The organism is Ureibacillus sinduriensis BLB-1 = JCM 15800 (assembly GCF_000772955.1).
Lineage (GTDB): Bacteria > Bacillota > Bacilli > Bacillales_A > Planococcaceae > Ureibacillus > Ureibacillus sinduriensis.
In genome coordinates this window covers 215834-238873 of record NZ_JPVO01000055.1, presented here as the reverse complement: position 1 = coordinate 238873, position 23040 = coordinate 215834, and the positions used below count along the sequence as shown (strand labels likewise).

At 40.3% G+C, this 23040-nt stretch carries 22 protein-coding genes; 1 reads left to right on the top strand and 21 read right to left on the bottom strand.

All coding sequences use genetic code 11. From position 1 onward, the window contains the following. Window positions 1-171: 171 nt before the first annotated feature. The 7 genes from topA to rnhB all read right to left on the bottom strand — a co-directional run bounded on the left by topA (window position 172) and on the right by rnhB (window position 8657). Window positions 172-2250, bottom strand: coding sequence for a type I DNA topoisomerase (gene topA, locus CD33_RS17085; RefSeq protein ID WP_036202949.1), 2079 nt, complete (start codon window positions 2248-2250; stop codon window positions 172-174). Window positions 2251-2385: 135 nt separating this feature from the next. Beyond that, window positions 2386-3264 carry a DNA-processing protein DprA gene (gene dprA / locus CD33_RS17080; RefSeq protein WP_036202946.1) on the bottom strand — a complete coding sequence of 293 codons (879 nt, stop codon included), beginning with the start codon at window positions 3262-3264 and terminating at the stop codon, window positions 2386-2388. A 116-nt stretch (window positions 3265-3380) separates the two neighbouring features. Further along, complete coding sequence (sucD, locus tag CD33_RS17075; RefSeq protein ID WP_036202943.1) at window positions 3381-4283, bottom strand: succinate--CoA ligase subunit alpha; 903 nt, start codon at window positions 4281-4283, stop codon at window positions 3381-3383. An 18-nt stretch (window positions 4284-4301) separates the two neighbouring features. Next, the gene (sucC, locus tag CD33_RS17070; protein WP_036202940.1) at window positions 4302-5462 is read right to left on the bottom strand and encodes an ADP-forming succinate--CoA ligase subunit beta; all 1161 of its coding nucleotides are present in this window, start codon (window positions 5460-5462) and stop codon (window positions 4302-4304) included. Window positions 5463-5626: 164 nt separating this feature from the next. Further along, window positions 5627-5914 (bottom strand): EscU/YscU/HrcU family type III secretion system export apparatus switch protein, encoded by a 288-nt coding sequence (locus CD33_RS17065; protein WP_036202939.1) that lies wholly within the window; start codon window positions 5912-5914, stop codon window positions 5627-5629. Continuing rightward, window positions 5911-7872, bottom strand: a complete 1962-nt coding sequence (locus CD33_RS17060) for a TP0910 N-terminal domain-containing protein (RefSeq protein WP_036202937.1) — start codon at window positions 7870-7872, stop codon at window positions 5911-5913. Before CD33_RS17060 ends, CD33_RS17065 begins: the two co-directional genes overlap by 4 nt. Next, window positions 7869-8657: a ribonuclease HII gene (rnhB, locus tag CD33_RS17055; protein WP_036202935.1), complete on the bottom strand. Its 789-nt coding sequence runs from the start codon at window positions 8655-8657 to the stop codon at window positions 7869-7871. The genes CD33_RS17060 and rnhB overlap by 4 nt, the downstream gene beginning before the upstream one ends. Before the next feature lie 169 nt (window positions 8658-8826). On the opposite strand from rnhB, the gene CD33_RS17050 reads away from it, so the two are divergent. Then, entirely contained in the window at window positions 8827-9366 is a 540-nt protein-coding gene (locus CD33_RS17050; protein ID WP_036202933.1) for a PCYCGC motif-containing (lipo)protein, read from the top strand. 116 nt (window positions 9367-9482) lie between these two features. Here CD33_RS17050 and ylqF read toward each other — a convergent pair whose 3' ends face one another. From ylqF to rnc, 14 genes are all read right to left on the bottom strand, one after another. Continuing rightward, window positions 9483-10364, bottom strand: a complete 882-nt coding sequence (gene ylqF, locus CD33_RS17045; protein WP_036202931.1) for a ribosome biogenesis GTPase YlqF — start codon at window positions 10362-10364, stop codon at window positions 9483-9485. 191 nt (window positions 10365-10555) lie between these two features. Further along, on the bottom strand, window positions 10556-11119 hold the full coding sequence (gene lepB / locus CD33_RS17040; protein ID WP_036202930.1) for a signal peptidase I: 564 nt from the start codon (window positions 11117-11119) through the stop codon (window positions 10556-10558). A 183-nt stretch (window positions 11120-11302) separates the two neighbouring features. Next, entirely contained in the window at window positions 11303-11647 is a 345-nt protein-coding gene (rplS, locus tag CD33_RS17035; protein ID WP_036202927.1) for a 50S ribosomal protein L19, read from the bottom strand. A 216-nt stretch (window positions 11648-11863) separates the two neighbouring features. Beyond that, entirely contained in the window at window positions 11864-12589 is a 726-nt protein-coding gene (trmD, locus tag CD33_RS17030; RefSeq protein WP_036202924.1) for a tRNA (guanosine(37)-N1)-methyltransferase TrmD, read from the bottom strand. Continuing rightward, window positions 12589-13107, bottom strand: coding sequence for a ribosome maturation factor RimM (gene rimM / locus CD33_RS17025; protein ID WP_036202921.1), 519 nt, complete (start codon window positions 13105-13107; stop codon window positions 12589-12591). Before rimM ends, trmD begins: the two co-directional genes overlap by 1 nt. A 217-nt stretch (window positions 13108-13324) precedes the next feature. After that, window positions 13325-13558, bottom strand: a complete 234-nt coding sequence (locus tag CD33_RS17020) for a KH domain-containing protein (RefSeq protein ID WP_036202918.1) — start codon at window positions 13556-13558, stop codon at window positions 13325-13327. A 19-nt stretch (window positions 13559-13577) separates the two neighbouring features. Next, window positions 13578-13850 (bottom strand): 30S ribosomal protein S16, encoded by a 273-nt coding sequence (rpsP, locus tag CD33_RS17015; RefSeq protein ID WP_036202915.1) that lies wholly within the window; start codon window positions 13848-13850, stop codon window positions 13578-13580. A 107-nt stretch (window positions 13851-13957) separates the two neighbouring features. Next, on the bottom strand, window positions 13958-15316 hold the full coding sequence (gene ffh, locus CD33_RS17010; protein WP_036202913.1) for a signal recognition particle protein: 1359 nt from the start codon (window positions 15314-15316) through the stop codon (window positions 13958-13960). 10 nt (window positions 15317-15326) lie between these two features. Beyond that, complete coding sequence (locus tag CD33_RS17005) at window positions 15327-15662, bottom strand: putative DNA-binding protein (RefSeq protein WP_036202910.1); 336 nt, start codon at window positions 15660-15662, stop codon at window positions 15327-15329. 121 nt (window positions 15663-15783) lie between these two features. Then, window positions 15784-16983, bottom strand: a complete 1200-nt coding sequence (locus CD33_RS17000) for an MFS transporter (RefSeq protein WP_036202907.1) — start codon at window positions 16981-16983, stop codon at window positions 15784-15786. A gap of 29 nt (window positions 16984-17012) precedes the next feature. Continuing rightward, the gene (locus tag CD33_RS20605) at window positions 17013-17150 is read right to left on the bottom strand and encodes a hypothetical protein (protein ID WP_156967326.1); all 138 of its coding nucleotides are present in this window, start codon (window positions 17148-17150) and stop codon (window positions 17013-17015) included. A gap of 142 nt (window positions 17151-17292) precedes the next feature. Beyond that, window positions 17293-18534, bottom strand: coding sequence for a signal recognition particle-docking protein FtsY (gene ftsY, locus CD33_RS16995; RefSeq protein WP_036202904.1), 1242 nt, complete (start codon window positions 18532-18534; stop codon window positions 17293-17295). A gap of 88 nt (window positions 18535-18622) precedes the next feature. Then, window positions 18623-22183, bottom strand: a complete 3561-nt coding sequence (gene smc / locus CD33_RS16990) for a chromosome segregation protein SMC (RefSeq protein WP_036202901.1) — start codon at window positions 22181-22183, stop codon at window positions 18623-18625. A gap of 1 nt (window position 22184) precedes the next feature. Next, window positions 22185-22946: a ribonuclease III gene (rnc, locus tag CD33_RS16985; RefSeq protein ID WP_036202897.1), complete on the bottom strand. Its 762-nt coding sequence runs from the start codon at window positions 22944-22946 to the stop codon at window positions 22185-22187. Between the last annotated feature and the right edge of the window lie 94 nt (window positions 22947-23040).

The window sequence follows — 23040 nt, the reverse complement described above, 5'->3', positions numbered from 1 at the left end:
TCATACTTTTTTTCACACATTTTCCACATATACGGTAATTAGTACAAAAGAAAATGCCTCATAAATTATAACAATTCAATGAGGCATAAGGCAATTATATCGTTTGAGAATTCGTAAAATTTCGAATTATTGTTAAATCGCTGTTAGCAACCATATTACAGCAGATGAGGATCATTGAGAAGGCGCTTCCTCGTAATCACATTTTGTACACTGTATTTGAACACCTTTTTTAATTTTCTTCTCAACCAAAAGCGAGCTACATTTTGGACATGGTCTGCTTATCGGCTTATCCCAGGAAACAAAGTCACACTCCGGATATGTGTTGCACCCATAGAATAATCGTTTTGTTTTACTTTTTCTTTCTACAATTTCACCTGTATCACAACTTGGACATTTTACGCCGATCGGCTTCATAATCGCTTTTGTATTCCGGCATTCCGGGAAGTTCGAACACGCCATGAACTTGCCGTATCTGCCTAGCTTGAATACCATTGGAGAACCGCATTTCTCGCAATCTTCCCCAGCCGGCTCGTCTTTGATTTCTATTTTCTCCATCGCCTCGTCTGCATATTTCACACGTGGTTCAAAATCTTTGTAGAAAGCATCAATGACTTCCACCCATCTTCTCTGGCCTTCCTCGATAGCATCTAAATCATGTTCCATTTGTGCCGTAAACTCGATATTGATGATTTCCGGGAAGAACTCCAAAGTTGCTTGATGTACGATTTCCCCTAACTCAGTAGGGACAAATCGTTTTGCATCCAATTGAACATAGCCACGTCTTTGAATGACATCCAGAGTTGGCGCATACGTTGAAGGGCGGCCAATGCCTCTTTCTTCAAGCTCTTTTACAAGACGCGCTTCCGTGAATCGTGGCGGCGGTTGTGTAAAGTGTTGTTTCGGTTCGATTTCTAATGACTTCACGATATCTCCGACTTCCATTTCCGGAAGTAGTTTCGTTGTTTCTTCCGTTTGGTCATCCGTTCCTTCAATATAAAGCTTCATAAAACCAGGGAACTTTACATGAGAACCATTCGCACGGAATTGAACATCTCCATTTATTAAATCGACCGTGACTGTATCTAAAATCGCTGGTGACATTTGGCTTGCTATAAAACGTTCCCAAATTAGTCGGTAAAGGCGCAGCTGATCTCTGCTTAATACGGCTTTTAGCTCTTCAGGAGTCCTCATTGTGCTTGTCGGACGTATCGCTTCATGGGCATCCTGTGCATTAGCGGATTTTTTAGCTTGCTTTGTTTCTCCCACTACATAATCTTTACCGTATTTTTCGCTTATATAATTGATCGCTTCCGCTTTGGCACTATCGGATATTCGGGTAGAATCTGTACGCATATATGTAATTAACCCGACAGTACCTTCTTTTTTACCGATATCAATACCTTCATATAATTGTTGGGCAAGCATCATTGTTTTCTTTGCGCGGAAATTCAGTTTTCGAGCTGCTTCCTGTTGTAGCGATGATGTTGTGAAGGCAGGTGCAGCATTACGTTTCCGTTCTTTCTTTACAACTTTAGCAACGCTGAATTCATCGCTCTTAAGACCACCCAAAATCGCCTTTACCTGCTCTTCATTAGTAAGTTTTACCTTTTCTTCGCCATTGCCGTAATAATAAGCTTCAAATTGCTTCTTCCCTTTTTCAAAATTGGCTTCAATAGACCAATATTCTTCCGGGACAAAGTTTTTAATTTCTTCTTCACGATCAATGATAAACCGAAGAGCAATCGATTGAACGCGTCCTGCAGATAATCCCTTTTTCACTTTTTTCCATAAAATAGGGCTGATGTTATAACCTACAAGCCTATCCAGAATACGCCTTGCTTGCTGTGCGTCCACCAAATCCATATTGATTGGACGGGGATGTTTAAAGGATTCCAAAATTGCATCCTTGGTAATTTCGTTAAAAACTACACGGCAATCTGAAGTTGTTTCGATATTCAATGCTTGCGCCAAATGCCATGCAATCGCTTCTCCTTCGCGATCGGGATCGGCTGCGAGATAAATTTTCTTTGCCTTTTTCGCTGCTGACTTTAAATCCTGCAATACAGGTCCTTTGCCCCGTATGGTAATATACTTCGGTTCATAATTATTCTCCGTATCTATGCCTGTTTGGCTCTTCGGTAGATCACGGACATGGCCGATGGAAGCTTTTACTTTATATTTCTTCCCTAAATACCTCTCGATTGTTTTTGCTTTTGCCGGTGACTCTACTATCACTAAATAATCTGCCATCTATATTCTTCCCCCTTGTAGAGGTTAATTGTTTATCTTGTTTAGTCGTGCTATGGTGAGCACCCTAAAAAATGTATCTGTTGCAAAATGTATAACAGTTTTTACGAGAATGCAACTTTTTTTCAATATTTACCTTCAAAACAATTTTAATTCCTCTATGATTTGATAACCGTTCCAGATTGGTATAGCCCCTTCCCGCAGTAAACTATTTGTTCCTTTTGACTGCTCTTTTTGAATGGGGCCGGGAACTACAAAAATATCTTTACCATGTTCCAATGCATGTTCAGTTGTTATTAGTGTCCCACTTTTCAAAGATGCTTCGGTTACAACAATCGCATTGCTGATACCGCTTATAATACGATTTCTCATTGGAAATTGCCATTTCTGGACCCCAAAATATGGAGGATATTCTGTTAAAAGCAAATGACCCTGTCCTATTTCATTAGCAAGTTCCTTATTTTCTTGTGGATATAGATGATTAAAACCATGACCCAGCACTGCAATCGTTTTGCCGCCGTGCTGTATTGTTGATCGATGAGCCAAACTATCTGCCCCTTTCGCAAGACCGCTTACGATGACGATGTTTTGTTCAACTAGCGGTGGAACGATATATTCCAATGCCAAGCCCGAATATTTTGTTGCTTTTCTTGAACCAATGATGGCAATTTTTCTAGGTTGCTTCAGTAATGAAATGTTCCCTTTCGCGTAAAGGAATGTCGGGGGGTCTATCAAATCAAGCAGGCTTTCCGGATAAAATTCACTATTGTACGGAATGGCTCTTATCGAATTCGAATGATATACGTCTACAAGATCTATGTCCAATACTTTTTGATATTTCAATAAAATGCTGTCTGCATTTTTTGTTGAAATCGATAGAATTTTAGCCAATTTTGCGGGTGAAGTATTTACTAGATTATGCATGGATTCGATAGATTTCATCAGAATATGGAATTTGTTAAGGGGAAGCGGATAAACGTAATGAAACGAGAGGATTTCTTTTAAATTGTTCAACATATCACTCCTTATTAAATAGAAGAAATTTTCTTCATCACCCAAAGCACAGGCCTTGGTATAAAAAGTGACCGCAAAAAAAGGAAGGATGCAGCAATAACTTTGCTACACCCTATATTTTAATGAGTTTTACACTGTTCGTATAGACCTTTTTCTTTAATGACTTTAATTAAAGTTTCTCCAATGACAGAAGGCGTTGGTGCTACTTCGATACCCGCTTCATTCATCGCTTTAATTTTATCCTTCGCTGTTCCTTTACCGCCGGAAATGATTGCTCCGGCATGGCCCATACGTTTGCCTGGAGGTGCAGTTTGGCCTCCGATAAACCCAACGACAGGCTTCGTCATATTCGCTTTAATCCATTCAGCCGCTTCTTCTTCTGCTGTACCGCCAATTTCACCAATCATGACAACGGCATATGTCTCTGGATCATTGTTGAATTCACTAAGGACATCGATAAAATTAGTACCGTTTACTGGATCCCCACCAATACCGACAGCTGTCGATTGACCGATCCCCGCTTGCGTTAACTGGTGTACCGCTTCATAAGTTAAAGTACCTGAACGGGATACTACACCTACATGACCTTTCGTGTGGATATATCCAGGCATAATTCCAATTTTACATTCGTCCGCACTAATCACACCTGGACAGTTTGGACCAACCAAACGTGTTTTCTTGCCTTCCATATAACGTTTCACTTTAACCATGTCCAACACCGGAATATGTTCCGTAATACAAATTGTCAGATCTAATTCAGCGTCCACCGCTTCCATAATCGCGTCCGCTGCAAATGGAGCAGGAACATAAATTACCGAAACATTTGCACCTGTTACCTTCACCGCATCCTCAACAGTATTGAATACCGGAACGCCTTCAATTACTTGGCCACCTTTTCCGGGTGTAACACCCGCTACAATTTTCGTGCCGTATTCCAGCATCTGCTTTGTATGGAATAATGCTGTTTCCCCTGTAATACCTTGTACAATAACCTTTGTATCCTCATTAATATAAACACTCATGAATCGTCATTAGCCTCCTTAACCTACGAGCTCCACAATTTTTTCAGCGCCATCTGCCATTGAGTCGGCCGCTACAATATTTAAACCAGACGCATTTAGTAATTCCTTGCCCAGTCCTACGTTTGTCCCCTCTAGGCGAACAACTAAAGGAACTTCCAATCCTACTTCCTTCGCAGCAGTAATTACCCCTTGTGCGATGACATCACATTTCATAATGCCTCCGAAAATATTGACGAAGATCCCTTTCACATTTGGATCTGATAAAATAATTTTAAATGCTTCTGTTACTTTCTCTGCAGTGGCACCGCCCCCTACGTCAAGGAAGTTTGCGGGTTTACCGCCGTAGTAACTAATCGTATCCATTGTGGCCATAGCAAGACCCGCCCCATTTACCATGCAGCCGATGTTGCCATCTAATGAGATATAACTGAGGTCGTATTTGGAAGCTTCGATTTCTTTTGGATCCTCTTCGTCATAATCTCTCAGTTCAACAATATCTTTATGACGATATAATCCGTTTGCATCAAAGTTAAATTTCGCATCAAGAGCTACAACCTCTTCACTTCCTGTTACAACAAGCGGGTTGATTTCCAGAATCGATGCATCTTTATCAACAAACGCTTCATATAATCCTAACATTAATTTTGCCGCTTTATTTACAAGCTTCGCTGGGATATTCATGTTAAATGCCATCCGGCGTGCTTGGAATGGCAGTAGCCCCGTTACCGGATCAATCACTTCTTTGAAGATCTTTTCCGGAGAATGTTCTGCTACTTCCTCAATGTCCATTCCGCCTTCTTCCGAACCCATTAGAGTAACACGGGATGTTGCTCTATCCAAAACAAAGCTCAAATAATATTCTTTACTAATATCCGAGCCCTCTTCGATGTAAAGACGCTTGACTTCCTTACCTTCGGGACCGGTTTGGTGAGTTACCAGGATTTTCCCTAGCAACTCTTTCGCGTAAGTTCGGACTTCCTCCAAATTTTTCGCGATTTTTACACCCCCAGCTTTACCACGTCCACCAGCGTGAATTTGAGCCTTAACAACAATTACATTTGAACCCAGCTCTTTTGCCACCTTTACTGCTTCTTCTGGTGAAAATGCAACTTTTCCATTTGGAACAGTTACGCCATACTTTCTTAGGATTTCTTTCCCTTGATACTCATGGATATTCATGATACATCCTCCAATCCAACCTTTAAGAACTTATTTTCTTGACATAACCCATTCTATACAAATTTTCTGACAAAGTCTATCGTTGTACTACATGTATAAAAATAGATTATTTTATTACAATATTATCTATTTTATGCATTCACGTCTATAGTTTTCTCTTAGATTTATTTTGTACTGGTGTCATAATTTCGATCAAGTCGGTAGATAAATGCAAAAACTTCAGCGACAACTTCATATAATTCTTCTGGAATCGCTTCATTCAAATCCAGTTTCCCCAATAGTTCCACAAGGTTTTTATCTTCATAAACAGGTATATCACTTTGAGCTGCTTTTTCTATGATATTGTCGGCAATTTTTCCTTTTCCTTTGGCGATAACTTTCGGGCTGCTATTATTTTCTGGATTGTAATTTAATGCAATTGCTTCTTTTCGGACATATTTTTTACCGTTCATATTCGAATATCTACCCCACTCTTAAGCTTGTATTCATCGGATTTTAACTTTGCGGCATTATGTGGAGCTCCATTTTCCTCAAACGGTTTCACAAATAAACCAGATAGTTGGTAATTTTTTTCTGATAGTCCTTTTTTCAAGGTTGCTTTCAGGGGTTCGGCCAATACTTCAAGATGTGGTTGATTATTATACAAATGAATCGTGATAATACGGTTTTGCACCTGCATATCCACCATCGTTTCTTCCAATGCCTCCATATCCAAATAAAATAAAACTCGGGCATAATTTGCATCGATTTTGCCATTTTCCTTCATGCGGCCATTCCATTGAAGTGTGGCTTCGGTCTTCTTGCCTAAAAACTGCAATGGAATTTGCATGATCAATTGATGTTGATGTCCATTTTCTCCCGAAGTTAACTGCATCCCATTTAGTCTTCCAAGAATATTGTCGGCAGCCTCTCTAACGGTAGACGGAATTTGGGAATCTTGAATAAGCGTTAATAACTGCGGTTTTAAAGATTGGGCTAATTCCTGTATATCCGACATTCTACTATTCAATGCCGCTTCATAGCTCATCCCTAACCCCTTCAGAACAGTTGTGATTGCCTGCTTCATCATTTTCCCATCGAGGGCCGATAAAACCTCCGCATCCGCTTGCTGCAGTAATGTCTGCACGGTTGATGCGCTTGACTCCCCAGCTGCTCTTACTAAATTCAGAAGAGTCGACTGAGCAGCCTGAGAATTAGCAGCTTCAGGCTTTAGCAATGAAAGTAAATGTTCATTCTGGGAGGTATTTACTTGACCAGTAGAAGATTGCTGCTGATGGGTTTGTGTTGAAAAAGCCTTTACTAGTTGCTCATGCATCTGTTTTGCAAACATTTCGATTGTCGCAGGATTTTTAGGTAATCCATCAAAACGACTAACGAGCTGCAGCAGCTGTGCTTTTTGCTCCTGCGTTAAATTTGGTTGTTCACCAATCCAAGTTTGTACCTGCTGGATAACCGGTTGTGGATTGGAAAATCTTGAGGCTAGTACAGCCTGCAAAAGCTGGCCAACTTGTGGTGAATCAGATGGTTTTGAAGGCATTGCAGTTTGCAGATGCTGGCGAGCAGGTTGTGTTGTTGCCGCATTCGATAGATTTTGATGCTGCTTGAAACTCTGGGATAGCCAATTTTCGGCTGTAGCATTTTTTGGTACTATATCCGCACTTTTTAATAGATTGAGTATTTCCGATTTACTAACAGCTGTTTCACTATTACCAAGCAGGCTATGGACTGCCTTTGACAGCATTGTACCGGCTATTTCTTGACCGAACGGTTTTGAGATCATCTGCAATTGATGTAAAATAGTTGATCTTGTTTGGGAGTCAATGCTTGTATCGTTCGTTAATAACGTCATTAAATGGGAAATTGATGTCGACATTCCGCTATGTTTACCGCCAAATATTAAGCCCTTGAACACTTCGTTTGTAAAGGGCAGTTTCAACTCCGCCATTTTTTGTATCACCTGTAATGCTTCTTGCTTCGTAATGGAATCCGGTAAACTTTTAAGCCAGTTTTCAGCTTGTAATAAGGTTTCTTTTGATAGAGGGATTTGATTTTTCACAAAGTGACCAATCAATTGCTGCATCTCCACAGTTTTCGGCAGATTCATTGTTTCCAATAACTGATTAAGCTGCACAACCGTCGTTTGAGAGTTTTGCATTGGCCCTGTGACAACTTTCAGCTCCGCTTGAGGGTTCATGTTCGTTACTTGAAAAAAATGCGAATCTCCGGCTTTTAATGGGGTTTCCAGCTTGGCGAATAGTTTGTTCTGTCCGACTTGTATTTCTGCCATCTGATCAGGATAGAGTTTTTTGATTGTCCCATGAAATACTTGACCTTGCTTTAATGCTAAAGGTTGACTTTGTTCAATTGTTGATTGTTGTAATTGTATCGGATTAAAAGATGTGGATGTCATACTAATGCCCGCCCCTTTGCTTCAACCATTGATTTAATCGGTTCAAAACTTTTTCGGTGTTCTTCAATATAACCAAATTCTTCGAGTGCCGTTAAATGCTGTTTTGTCCCATAACCGGCATTTTGGTCAAATCCGTATACAGGAAATTTGACATGTAGTTGTTCCATATACTCATCCCTGGCATGTTTCGCCAAAATGGATGCTGCTGCTATGCTTAAACTTTTCGCATCTCCCTTTATAATGGAACTTTGCGGTATATCAATCGGTAATTTCATCGCATCGACAATACAAAAGTCGGGAGTGATCTTTAAGCTTTCAACACTTTTTTTCATGGACTGCCTAGTTGCTTCGTAAATGTTGAGTGCATCAATCGACTCTGCACTTTGAAAATGAATGGAATAAGCTAATGCATGTTCTTTGATAATGCTTGCAAATTCCTCCCTAGCCTTTTTCGACAGCTGTTTTGAATCGTTAATGCCTATGAATTTTTCACAATTCCGTGGTAATATGACCGCCGCTGTGACGACAGGACCTGCTAGCGGACCTCTTCCTGCTTCATCGATTCCTGCCAGCAATTCTTCGGCAGAGGATAAGAAGCTTGCATCAAATTGCACTTTGCTCTCATGCTCTAGTCGTTTATTCTTTTCTTTTTCCAATCGATTGGTCCATTGTTTCCATACCTTTTGAACACCTGCACGTTCATCCATCTGGATTTCTTCCATCCATTCTTCATACTGTTGTGCTTCCTTTAAGGCTATTGTTATTTCTTTGATTGTTTTTACCATCTATATGACACTTCCCTATATTCTCTCTCTTTTTATATCGTCAATTTGTCATGATATCTAAATAAAATATTCGCACCATGGTTTTTCTCTACTAACAAGTTAACACAGTTCCTTGTTCATTAGGTAAACTTCAGTCTATAATGGGAGTGAATTGAATGGAGGAGACGATATGAAAAAACTTTTCCCTCTTTTTGCGAGCATCATCCTAATATTGTCTGCTTGCGGGAATAACGCAAAAGATAAACATACAGAGGAAGAACATTCTAACGATGCGGATACTGAGGATTCAGAAAGCGTGACAGGGAATGATCACGCTGAACATAATCATAGTTCTGGTGATATTCAGGAATTAACTGATTCTGCAGAACAACTTCCTAGTTTTTTGGACAGTCAGAATGAGGATATTCGCCTTGTTTATCAAGTTGCCGGAAAAGCTACCGACATACTCGAGTGGATTCCTTGCTACTGTGGGTGCGGGGAATCAGTAGGACATCGGAGTAATTTAAATTGTTTCATTGCAGAAACTCGGGAGGATGGCTCCATTCTGTGGGACGATCATGGCACACGCTGCTTGGTTTGCTTGGAAATCGCGGTGGAATCGGTTCAAATGGCTCAACAGGGGAAGACCTTAAAAGAAATTCGAGAAGCCATTGATTTTAAATACAGTGAAGGGTATGCAGCACCTACTCCAACAGACATGCCAGCTTAAGTAAATTAAAAAGGCGGAGAAAAAAACAGCTCGTTTTTTCTCCACCTTTTTTGTGTCCCGATAAGGGGGTCAACCCATTCCACGATTTACTTTGGCATATTTATTGCCTTTATCCCCTATTCTTGGGCAGCTAAAGACTCTTTTTCCAGTTGTTCGTCGACGATATCAAACGTAATTTTACCAAAATGCTGGTTCCGGATATCGCGCACAATGATTTCGGCTACTTGATCGTAGTCGATTTCGCCGCCTTGCCCAAATACTTTTCTTCGTTTTCCAATGTGGTCAAAAGTATCAACTAATTGATCATGGATTGCCGTTAATCCGTAACGTTCTTCCATTCGGTTTGGGTAATGGATGGAAAGGAATTGCAGTCCGTACACCGCAAGATCTTCCATATTTATAATCGTATCCTTGATGGCACCCGTCAAAGCTAATTTCAGACCGACTTCCTGATCTTCGAATTTTGGCCATAAAATCCCTGGTGTATCCAAAAGCTCTATTTCTTTCCCTACTTTAATCCACTGCTGTGATTTGGTTACGCCGGGCATATTTCCAGTTTTTGCGATATTTTTCTTTGCTAACCGATTGATAAGCGTCGATTTCCCTACATTGGGAATCCCTACAATCATGGCACGTATGGCACGTGGTTTCATCCCCTTCGCCCTCATACGTTCCCATTTTTCAGCCAAGATTTCTTGTGCCGCTTTCGTCACTTTTTGCAGCCCTTTTCCCTCCAAGGAATTGATTGCTACTGCCGTATGACCTTGGTCAGCAAAATACTGTACCCATTTTCTCGTTTCGTTTTCATCCGCCATATCAGCTTTATTCAAAATCAATAGACGCGGCTTTTGATTAATGACCTGATCAATCATAGGATTTCTGGAAGAGAGTGGCAAACGTGCATCGATTAATTCAAATATGATATCGACTAGTTTTAGTTTTTCCTGTACTTCTCTTCGCGCCTTTGCCATATGTCCTGGAAACCATTGTATTGTCATGTTGTTTTTCCTCCTTCTTGTGCTCATCTATATATGGAAATCTATTTGCATCTTTAATGTGGACGTTGATACATCCGCAAAATAGGAAGTCATGCCCGTCTTTGTAATTGTTTTATGTAGCTGCTGGAATTTCCTTTTCGGCCACCAAAAAGAAAAGGAGATTACTAAGAACCTCCTCCACTCCTTAAGTATTATTTTACAATTTTTATGTCGCCAATTGGCCAGAAGATAATGCTCGTATTTCCTATTAACTCATCCTGGCTAACGATTCCGATGTGACGGCTATCCTTGCTATAACGTCGATTATCTCCCATCACAAAAACATATCCTTCCGGAATCACTTCGAGTGTAGGGTCGATTTCCTGGAGCGTAAAGTCTTGTGTTAGTGTTCCCTCTGTTAATTGTGATTTATACTCATCCAGATACGGCTCATCATAGGCTTTTCCGTTTATATAAAGTTGATCGTCTTTATATTCAATTGTATCCCCTGGAAGGCCTATTACACGTTTAATGTAATCTTTTCCTTCTGGAGCATGGAAAACTACGATATCAAAACGATCAGGTTCACCGATTGTGTAGCCAATTTTATTAACTATCATCCGGTCGCCATCCTTTAATGTTGGCATCATCGAATCGCCATCCACCACGATCGGTGTAAATAGGATATAGCGGATTAGTACTGCAATAACAAATGCAATAACCAACGCTTTTATCCATTCCCAAAGTTCATTTTTTTCTTTTCTTGTTTTCTCCACGGAAGATTCCTCCCTATCTAACTTCATTTTATTGCATATGATTTATGTACACAAGTTTGAGAACCCAAGATCTTTTGACTCGACTTGGCGATTTGCTTTCTGGCATAGATTAAAAGTAAATGTTCCCATCCCTTTTTACCAAAAAGAAAGGGAGCTTGCAATAAGCCCCCTCTCAAAAAGTTATTATCGGATTTCTTTAATACGAGCTGCTTTACCACGTAGGTTACGTAGGTAGTAAAGTTTAGCACGACGTACTTTACCACGACGGATAACTTCTAATTTAGCGATTTTTGGAGTGTGTACAGGGAATGTACGTTCAACACCAACACCGTAAGAAATTTTACGAACTGTGAAAGTTTCGCTAATTCCGCCACCACGACGTTTAATGACAACACCTTCGAATACTTGGATACGTTCACGAGTACCCTCAACTACTTTCACGTGTACGCGAACAGTGTCACCTGGACGGAAAGTTGGAAGATCAGAACGAAGCTGTTCTTTAGTAATTTCTGTAATAATGTTTGACATAGTTTTCTCTCCTTGGACAGATGCTCTTACAGTCCTCATATGGGCCTCAGCGGAACACCGTAATTCAGTACTTCATATAGAAGCACAGATTGAATAATACCATATTCTTTTTATTGTTTGCAAGTATTATATAGAATCAAGTTCAATTTATTTCAGCATTAAATAGTCATTCAAATAAATTGATGGATTTATAACACATGTACCGAATATTTCAAATTACTCTGACTTCAAACGATCGATAAATGTTTTTTGTTCCGGGGTTAACTCCATTTGTTCCAAAAGATCGGGGCGTCGTTCATACGTTCTTCTAAGGGACTCCTGTTCACGCCATTTATCGATGTTCGCATGATTCCCGGATAATAATATATCCGGAACTTTCATCCCTCGAAAATCAGCAGGACGGGTATAATGCGGATGCTCTAACAGTCCTGTTGAAAATGAGTCTTGAATATGGGAGTCTTCTTGCCCCAACACACCTGGAAGTAAACGGACGATCGAATCAATTACAGTCATGGCAGGTAATTCTCCACCTGTCAAAACAAAGTCCCCAATCGAAATCTCATCTGTTACAAGATTTGTGCGAATTCGTTCGTCATACCCCTCATAATGTCCACATAAGAAGACAAGCTCCTCTTCCTTTGCTAGTTCTTCTGCTTTTTTCTGGGTAAAACGCTCGCCCTGGGGACACATAAGTATAATCCGAGGATTTCGTCCCTCCGTAATCGATTCGACAGCCTGGAACATCGGCTCCGGCTTTAAAACCATCCCTGCACCGCCGCCATAAGGATAATCATCTACTTGTTTATGCTTATTATTGCTGAAGTCCCGGATATCAGAAACTGTTATCGAAACGGCTTCTTTTTCTTGCGCCTTCTTCAAAATAGAGGATCCGAAAACGCCCGTAAACATATCCGGAAATAAACTTAGTACATGAATATTCATTACAATAACCCTTCCATGACATGTATAATAATTTTCTTTTCATCAACATCAATCTCTTTTACCACATCTTCAATATAAGGGATGTAATGTTTTTTGCCATTCGTCGCTTTGACTTCCCATACATCATTCGCACCTGTTTCCAGAATATCGGTAACAGTTCCGATTTGTTCCCGTTCTTCTGAAAAGACGTCACAACCAATTATTTCATAGTGATAATATTCGTTTTCTTCTAATACGTCTTCGTCTAGTTGATCTTTAGAAACTTTCAAAAGACCTTCTTTAAAAGGTTCGACAAAATTGATGTTATTGTATCCCTCAAAGGTTAATAAGATGAAATTCTTATGCCTACGCATGCTTTCCACTGTTACCCATATCGGTTTCTTCTCATCCTTTTTGAAAACCGCCAATTTACTTCCGACGGCGAATCGCAACTCTTCAAAATCTGTTGAGGAAAGGACGCGTACCTCTCCACGTATTCCATGTGTATTAACAATTCTTCCTACATTAAACCATTCCATATTTAAGCCCACCTTAAGTTTTATATACAATATCTTATATCGACATTATCATACTAAAAAAATCAATAAAAAAGAAGGGATAGCAATTAAGCCCCCTCCTTTTATGAAAGTTCGAACGATAGCTCCTCGTGCAGCTGGAATCGCCTGCAGGCACAATAGCGCCCTTTTGTCGATTCTTCCAGTTCTTTTAAGAGCTGGACGATCGTTCTTAAGTTTTTCAGTCCAATATGTCGACGTAAGTCTTTTTCTTGTGATGACTGCCAGCAGCTGAATAAACAATTGTACGGATTGCCTTTGCAACACGACCTTGTTTGCCTATTACTTTCCCTCGATCTTCTGGATGAACAAAAAGTTTATAAACAATTCGATTTGAATTCTCGTCCGTTTCGACACGAACTTCTTCTGGAAAATCGACCAATGGTTTTACGATTGTTTCAATCAGCTTCTGCATCGCGTGTCACCTCTAGAAATTATTTACTGAATTTTTGGTTGTGGAATTTTTCCATGATACCTTGTTCTGAGAACAGGTTACGTACAGTATCAGATGGTTTTGCACCATCAGCTAACCATTTAAGAGCTTTCTCTTCATCGATGTTCACTGTAGCTGGTGAAGTTAGTGGGTTATAAGTACCAACTGTTTCGATTTGACGTCCATCACGTGGAGAACGAGAATCAGCAACTACGATACGATAGAAAGGAGATTTGTTAGCTCCCATACGTTTTAAACGAATTTTAACTGCCATTATTTATTGCACCTCCGAATAAGTTTCACACAAGATAGTATATTATCAAGTTTATTTTGGTTTGTAAAGTGTTTTTTCTTAACACCTAATATTTTAGCAAACTTTTTTTATTTAAACAATGAATCCAAGCCAGGTAATTTCATTTTTTTCTTACCTTTTCCTTGCGTCATCCCTGTCATTTGCTTCATCATTTTTTTCATATCCTCAAATTGCTTAAGCAATCGGTTTACTTCCTGTACCGATGTACCTGACCCTTTAGCAATACGTTTTTTGCGGCTTCCATTCATGATTTCTGGATGTGTTTTTTCAGCAGGAGTCATGGAATAAATAATTGCTTCCACTCGACCCATATGCTTCTCATCCACCTTCACATTATCGAGGCCTTTAATTTTATTGGCTCCCGGCAGCATTTTGAGCATATCCTCAAGAGGGCCCATTTTTTTCACCGCTTGAAGCTGTTCCACAAAATCATCAAGAGTAAAGCTTTGGGACATGAATTTTTCTTCAAGTTCTTTCGCTTTCTCCATATCGACATTTGCTTGTGCTTTTTCGATTAACGATAGTACGTCACCCATACCTAAAATACGGGAGGCCATACGTTCTGGGTGGAACGTCTCTAGAGCATCCATTTTTTCGCCCATACCGACGAATTTAATCGGTTTTTCTGTCACAGCGCGGATTGATAATGCAGCTCCACCACGTGTATCCCCGTCTAGCTTCGTCAAAACAACGCCCGTAATACCGATTGTTTCGTTGAAACTTTGGGCTACGTTTACGGCATCTTGACCCGTCATCGCATCCACTACCAAAAATACTTCATCGGGTTCCTTTAATGCCTTAATATTTTTAAGCTCATCCATTAATTCTTCATCAATATGCAATCGACCTGCTGTATCAATGATGACCACATCATGATGCTCTTCTTTTGCTTGCTCTATGGCTTGGCGGGCAATCTCTACCGGTGATACTTCCGTTCCCATCGAAAAGACCGGAATCGATAGCTGCTTCCCCAATGTTTCAAGCTGCTGAATAGCAGCTGGACGATAAATATCAGCAGCAACAAGCAATGGCTTACGATTATACTTTTTACGCAGTACATTCGCCAATTTACCCGTAGTTGTTGTTTTACCGGCACCCTGCAATCCGACCATCATTATGACAGTTGGCGGTTTCGTATTGAATTTAATGGGGCTTTGTTCGCCACCCATAAGTGATGTTAACTCATCTTGAACGATTTTGATTACTTGTTGACCAGGAGTTAAGCTTTTCATCACTTCTGTGCCGACAGCTCGTTCGCTAACTTTTTTGACAAACTCTTTAACAACCTTTAAATTAACGTCAGCTTCGATTAATGCAAGACGAACTTCCCGCATCATCGCTTTAACGTCTTGTTCGGTAACCAACCCTTTACCTTTTATCTTTTGGATTGTTCCTTGGAGTCGTTCTGCTAACCCTTCAAATGCCATGTTTAGCCTCCTAATCCGTTTCTTTTAGTTGATTAACTAATGCTAGGCGATCTTCCATTGTGGAAGTGTCATCCTTGATGGCTTCAGTTAATTTTTCGATAACTTCTTGGCGCTCGCCAAATTTTTCAAATAAGCGTAATTTATCTTCATATTCTTCAAGCATTGCCTCCGTACGACGTATATTGTCATATACAGCCTGCCGTGAAACTTTATAACTTTCTGCAATTTCTCCAAGAGAATGATCATCTAAGTAATAAAGTTCCATATAACTTCTTTGTTTATCAGTCAATAATGCTTGATAAAAGTCGAAGAGAAAGTTCATGCGTGTTGTTTTTTCAAGTAGCATAAGATATCTCTCCAATCATATTTTGTCTACTGTATCATATACGTTTTCAAATGGTGTGTCAAGGGAATTTCCTTGTCCACAAATTGCCCAATATATCTTTAACCGGCTTCTATATTGAAACTTAAAATTTAGCCATTTTCTCGTTATCGACTTTAAGATTTGTTTTTTTTCCATGCAAGAAATAGTAAACCCCGATGGCCGCTATAAACCATACTACCGTCCATCCATACATCGCCCGGTAGCTCATATAACCTAAGAGAACACCATACAAATATGGTCCAATACCGATTGCCAAATCCATTAGAATAAAAAAGGTGGATGTTGCTGTAGCTTTCCTATCTTTTAACGCTTCTTTAATGGCAATAGCTAAGTAATTTGATTGCACTGTACCATATCCGATGCCGATGAGAGCACCCGCCATTAAGATCATCCAGCCACTGCCGGCTTGACTTAATAGAAGGTAGCCAACCACTAATAAAACCAGCATTGGATAGATTAGTTTATTTTCCCCAAAACGGTCAAATAGCCGCCCTGTAACAGGACGGGTGATTACTAAAGCGGTAGAATATATAACAAAAAAGTATGTCGCTGCATCCCCATGGCCGATTTCTTCAGAAAAAGATGCCAAAAAGGATAATAAGCTCGAGTATCCAAGTGCCAACACGAACATACAGATTGCAATCGGTAATGCCCTTTTTTCAAACATATCGCTGAATGAAAAGGAAAGTTTTCCCGTTTCATATGCTTGCAAACCATGTGGATTGGGGGCTTTCAAAAATAGCCCAAGCAAATTGCAAAACGCTGCGAAAACCAAAATCCATATAAACAATTCAAACGTTGCCGTACGCAACATAAATAGTCCTATAAACGGCCCTGCAGCCATGGCGATGTTCATCGAAGTGGCATAATAACCCGTGCCTTCCCCCCGACGTTCATCAGGCACAACATCCGCCATTATTGCATTGGCAGCAGTTGTGAGGAATCCAAATGCAAACCCATGAATCGCTCGGATAATTAAAAATAAAGTGAAGGTAGTAGCCAACTGGTGGGCCAAAACCGCCAAGAAGAAAAGTGCGGCCGATATGACGAGAATTTTCTTGCGCCCTACAATATCGACTATTTTCCCCGCAAAAAGCCGTGCCACAAGGGCCATCATCACGTATATCCCGACAGCCAACCCAGCTTCGCTTTGACTTCTTCCGAAATGCCCCATCACGTACTGGGTAACTGTCGCTAATAAACTATAAAACACAAGGTGTGTGAAAAAATTGATTCCACATACCATTAAAAAATCTTTGGTCCAAAGTTTTGGATGTTGCATTTTTATCCCTTCTTTCTAAAAAAGCGCATCTAAACACTCAGGTAGTTAAGTCCATTTGATGGACGTCCATCTTTTGGTGCTTCTTCTCTAAAGGACATTTCACTTGAATTTCTTGAACGGCATTTCTTCATACGTCTTGCCGTCATACTTCTCCTCGAACTTTCCATCGTGCCTTCATCTTGCACCCCTATTTATTTTTAAACAGCGCTTTGCTCTAAAAAATAATATTTATTTCTCCCAGAAAACAAAAAACTACCTCAGCACCCGTGTTGAAAAACTTAATCCGGATACTGAAATAGTTTTCAGTTTTTAATCTTCTGCTTTCTGCAACTCTTTCTCAAGACCTTCTGCAAACAGGCCGTATACGTAACGTTCTGCGTCGAATGGTTGAAGATCATCCATCTTCTCACCAAGTCCAACGAATTTTACCGGGATATGGAGTTTGTTGCGAATTGCCAATACGATACCACCTTTGGCCGTCCCGTCCAGTTTCGTCAATACAATACCCGTCACATTGGTAGCTTCTTTAAATGTTTGAGCTTGAATGAGAGCATTTTGCCCGGTTGTTGCATCAAGCGCTAATAGCACCTCATGTGGAGCATTCGGTATTTCCCGTGAAATGACGCGGTGCACTTTCTCAAGCTCCTTCATTAAGTTGACCTTATTTTGCAGGCGTCCGGCCGTATCACAAATTAATACATCGGCTCCACGTTTTTTTGCAGCAGCAATTGCATCATAAATCACTGCTGCTGGATCTGAACCTTCCGATTGCTTTACAACTTCACAACCAACACGATCTCCCCATACTTGCAATTGGTCTATCGCCCCTGCGCGGAATGTATCACCAGCTGCAAGCAAAACAGACTTTCCTTCTTTGGATAAACGATGTGCAAGTTTACCGATTGTCGTTGTTTTCCCGACGCCATTTACGCCAACAAACAAAATAACTGTCAGCTCGCCATCTGGTTGGAAATTTAATTCGGTCATATTCTCTTCGCCTGCTTCATAGATTTCCACAAGCTTTTCGGAAATGATTGCTTGGATTCCTTCTGTATCTTTGATGTTTTTGCGTTGCACTTCAAAGCGTAATTTATCCATTAACTCCATTACCGTTTCGAAACCAACGTCCGCCTGAAGTAAAACCTCCTCTAACTCTTCAAAGAAGTCTTCGTCCACTTTTCGATAACGGGCCACTAAATCATTTACTTTAGATGTGAAAGAATCACGTGTTTTCGCCAAGCCATTTTTGAACTTTTGGGTAATGGACCATGCAGATGGCTTTTTCTCCTCCACTTCTTCAGTAGCTTCCGGCAAAGTTTCTTCCACGGCCACCAGTTCTTCCACCGGTTCCTCCATCGCTTCTTCAATTTCATCTATTACTTGTTCAATTACTTCATTTGTAATGACAGCAGGTTCTTCTTTTGCAGACTCTAATTCATCGCTAATGTCCTGCTCTGATTCGTCCTCTAAATGTTCAGCTTGTTCTTGTTGGACTTTTTCTTCTTCCGCACTGCCAATTAACTTTTCTTTTAGTCGTTTAAAAAAGCTCATAAATTTTTCGCTCCTTTGTGCTATTAGAAAATGGGGCTTATCGCTCTGCTTAGCAGCGATAAGCCTTCATCATACTTATTAAATTTTTTTATGGGACAAGCGCTGCTTCTTCCTCAAGTTTTACCGATACCAGTTTCGATACCCCGGATTCTTGCATCGTAATTCCATATAATACGTCTGCTCCCTCCATTGTGCCTTTACGGTGTGTAATCACAATGAATTGGGTTTCGCTGCTTAATTTTTGCAAGTAATCGCTATAGCGTTGGACATTTGCTTCATCCAATGCTGCTTCTACTTCATCCAGAATAACAAACGGCACCGGACGGGTATTTAAGATTGCAAACAATAAAGCAATGGCTGTCAATGCTCTTTCTCCACCGGATAATAAACTTAAGTTTTGAAGTTTTTTGCCAGGTGGTTGGGCGATTATTTCGATTCCTGTATCAAGCAAATTGCTAGGATCGAGCAATACTAGATCCGCTTGTCCACCACCAAATAATTCACGGAAAACATGCCTGAATTGAGCTTGAATCATGCTGAAGGATTCCCTAAAACGAACAGACATTTCCTCATCCATTTCACGGATTGCTCCATGCAAGGTTTCTTGCGCTTCCAATAAATCATTTCTTTGTTCCGTTAAGAAAGTATGGCGCTCCAACACCCGATCATATTCTTCGATTGCCGTCAGATTCACCGGACCCAGTTCTTCGATGGATTGTTTGAGCAACTTCACTTTACGTCGTAATTGGTCAACGTCTTCGATTTCAACGGCTTGCTCACGCGCCTCTTCGAAATCCAGTTCGTACTGTTCCTCCAAGAGGGTATGTAGACGATTTATCTCAAATTCAATGCGACTTGCCCTTACTTCAACAGTCCGTAGGCTTTCTAAGAAACCTTTATGAATTCGTTGCAGCTCTTTTAGTTGTTCTTCCAATTGCGCTAAAGTTTGTTGATGCTCAAAACGCAAATTACGATTTTGTTGAATATTTGCAGATAAAGTTTCTTTTTTCAACGTCCAATTTTGAACAGTTTTCTCAATATCTCCATCTGATGGGACATTTTGACCTTCATCTTGAATCCATTTGATTTCTTGTGTTAGTGACGCAACTTGCTGCACGGCTTTTGAACGTTGCAAAGCAAGCTCGGCTGTCGCAATCTGGAGTTGACTCAGCTGCTCTTGAACTACCGCAAGCTCAGATCGTTTCTGGGCGGATAACTCCCTTAAAGAATCCTTCTCGCTTTCACTTTTCGTTTTTAATTCGCTGAGATGAGCTACTTTTTGATTTATTTCATCTAGCTCATGCCCCAATTGTTTTAACCGTCTTGTCGCCTGTTCTTTTTGATCGATCAGCGTTGCTTTTTTTGTCGTCATGGAAGATTGCTCGCTTGAAGCAACATTTACCGTAGCAGTCAAGTTTCGTTCTTCCATTCCAATTTCAAGCAACCGTGCCTGTAGCGACATCTCTTCCTTACGAAGGGTTTCGCCTTCCATCTTCAAAGCTTCTAGTCTTTCACGCAAATTAGCAACTTCATTTTTCTCATGTGCAACCAGATTCTCAGCCTGCATTATCGATTGTTCCATTTTTTCTAGATTACTTGATAATTGGTCAAGCTCTGCTTTGCGGGAGAACAGTGAAGATTGCTGTTTAGATGCACCGCCTGTCAAAGATCCTCCAGCATTGACGATATCACCATCGACTGTTACAACACGATACCTGAAGCCGCACATTCTTGCAATTTGACTCGCACCTTCCAGATTTAGAGCAACGAGTACATTTCCAAGTAAGTTTTCTGCAATTGTACGATTGGATTCATGGAAATCGACTAGATCAACAGCAAGACTGACAAAAGCAGGATGATCGATTGCCGGGGCGAATTGAGAAGATGTCAACTTACGTGACTTCATCACTGTTTTGGGTAAAAACGTAGCTCGTCCCGCTCGTTTTGCTTTCAGCCAGCCAATCGCTTTTTGGGCGTCTTGTTCAGTATTCGTTACAATATGTTGTGTGGCAGCGCCCAAAGCCGTTTCTATCGCTTTGGAATACTTCCCTTCAACTTGCACTAACTCTGCGACAGCACCTTCAATCCCCGTAAGCTCTCCACGTTCACGGGCCAAAAGTATTTCTTTTACACCTTGGAAGAAACCTGAAAAGTCTGCCTCAAGCTCCGCCAATGTTTCTTTGCGGGCTTTTAGTTGTTGCTGATGCTGATAGGCTTGGTATAACATCTGTTGTTTTTCTTCAAACGATGTGGCCGATTTATTCAGCTGCAATTGAACAATCTCATGTTGTTCCAGCTTATCTTTTAGCTGTGATTCGATTATTTCAAGAGCAGATTCGATTTCCGACTTAACTTCAGTGATTTCTTCCAATTTCTTGGCCATTTCAGTTGAGCGGTCATTTATGCGCTCTGCCGACTCTAATTGCTGCGTCAGTTGCTGTTCGATATGCTTGAGCTCATTTTTTATCGTCGCTTCTTCATTTAACAGGTCAATATATAGATCTTTTGAATGGTCGATTTCTTTTTCAATTTCTGAAGCAGATGAATTTAATGTTAATTCTAATTGCTTAATTTCAGCCTTTAGCTTTTGAACTTCTTTTTGTTTGATGGCAAATTGCGATTTTTTCTCTTCCTCGCTCGTAGATAGCATTTGCTCTTCTTCTTTTGCCAGCTGCAATGATTGCTGCAATTGATTTAATTGCTTTTGGGCGTTCGTACGTTTCTCTTTTAGAAGCGCTTTACGGCCTTCCCATCGTTCAACCTCCGAGCTTGCCTCGACTAGCTGCTCACCCGCAACATCAAGCACATCATCGATTTCCTTGAGTTTCAAACGAATCGAATCTAGCTGTGATTCATCGTTTGAAATTTTTGCCGCATGCTTCTGTTCAGTTGATTTTAATTGCTCATATTCCGCATGAATTTGTTGTAAATCAAGGGCATGAACGAGCAAGTCGTTTACTGTGAGGGCAATGTCGGATTCCCTTAATTCCTCTGTCATGCGCACGTAATCTTTGGCGCTGGATGCTTGAATTTGCAGAGGTTCCAGACGGCCATCCAATTCATGCAATATGTCTAAAACCCGATGAAGATTTTCATCGGTTTCAACTAATTTATGTTCAGCTTTTTTCTTGCGGATTTTATACTTTAAAACACCGGCTGCTTCTTCAAAAATCGTTCTTCGGTCATCTGGTCGGCTATTTAAAATCTCATCGACGCGCCCTTGTGAAATAATAGAGAATGCTTCTTTTCCTAACCCGGAATCCATGAACAAGTCCGTAATATCCTTCAGGCGACATTGCTGGTTATTTAGCAAATATTCGCTATCACCTGAACGATACACACGTCTTGTTACGCTAATTTCAGTAAAAGGCATTGCAACTTGTTCATCTTCATTGTCCAGAACAAGTGTTACCTCGGCGAAATTAAGCGGTTTTCTTGAGTCGCTTCCGGCAAAAATAACATCTTCCATTTTCGAACCACGCAGTGATTTTGCAGATTGTTCCCCTAATACCCATCGTATCGCATCCGTCACATTACTCTTGCCACTGCCATTTGGTCCTACTACTGCCGTTACACCAGGAACGAAATCAATACCGATACGATCAGCAAACGATTTAAAGCCAATTACTTCAAGTCGTTTAAGGAACATACTATTCCTCCTTAATGCTAGACTGATTCAATGTCACCATCGCATTTTGCGCAGCTTGTTGTTCAGCCTCTTTCTTCGATTTCCCTCGACCGATCCCCAATTCCTTGTCATTCAACAAGACGCGGGAAACAAAAGTACGGTTATGTGCAGGTCCTTTTTCATCAACAATTTCATAATTCAATGTTCCATTATTTGATTGTTGTACCATTTCTTGCAATTGACTCTTGAAATCCATCACATGCGAAAAAGCACCGACTTCTACTTTCGGGAAAACAATACGTTCCAAAAATTCAACAACACTGTCCAAACCTTGATCTAAATAAAGTGCCCCAATGAATGATTCAAAAACATCCGCTAAAAGTGCCGGGCGTTCCCGACCACCTGTAAGCTCCTCACCTTTTCCTAAAAGGACATATTTGCCAAAATTAAGTTCATTGGCAAATATAACGAGTGATGGCTCACAGACAATGGATGCACGAAGTTTTGTAAGTTCCCCTTCACTCATATGGGGATATCTTTCAAAAAGGTATTTAGATACGGAAAGTTCAAGTACTGCGTCTCCCAAAAACTCTAGTCTCTCATTGTCGGTAAATAATTTTCGACGATGCTCATTCACATAAGATGAATGGGTAAAAGCTTGGTAAAGCAAACTTTTATTTCTAAAGAAAATATTTAGTTCTTCTTGCAAAAATTCAAATTGATGTCTTACTTTTTCAGGCAATACACCAACTTTTTGATTAATACCTTTTTTTCTAATTGTCATGAACAATCGGCCTTCCTAATAGATTCTAACGTATAGTTTACCTTGTTAAGCATGATAAATTCAACATTTCTTTAATTATACGCCAAACTAATAT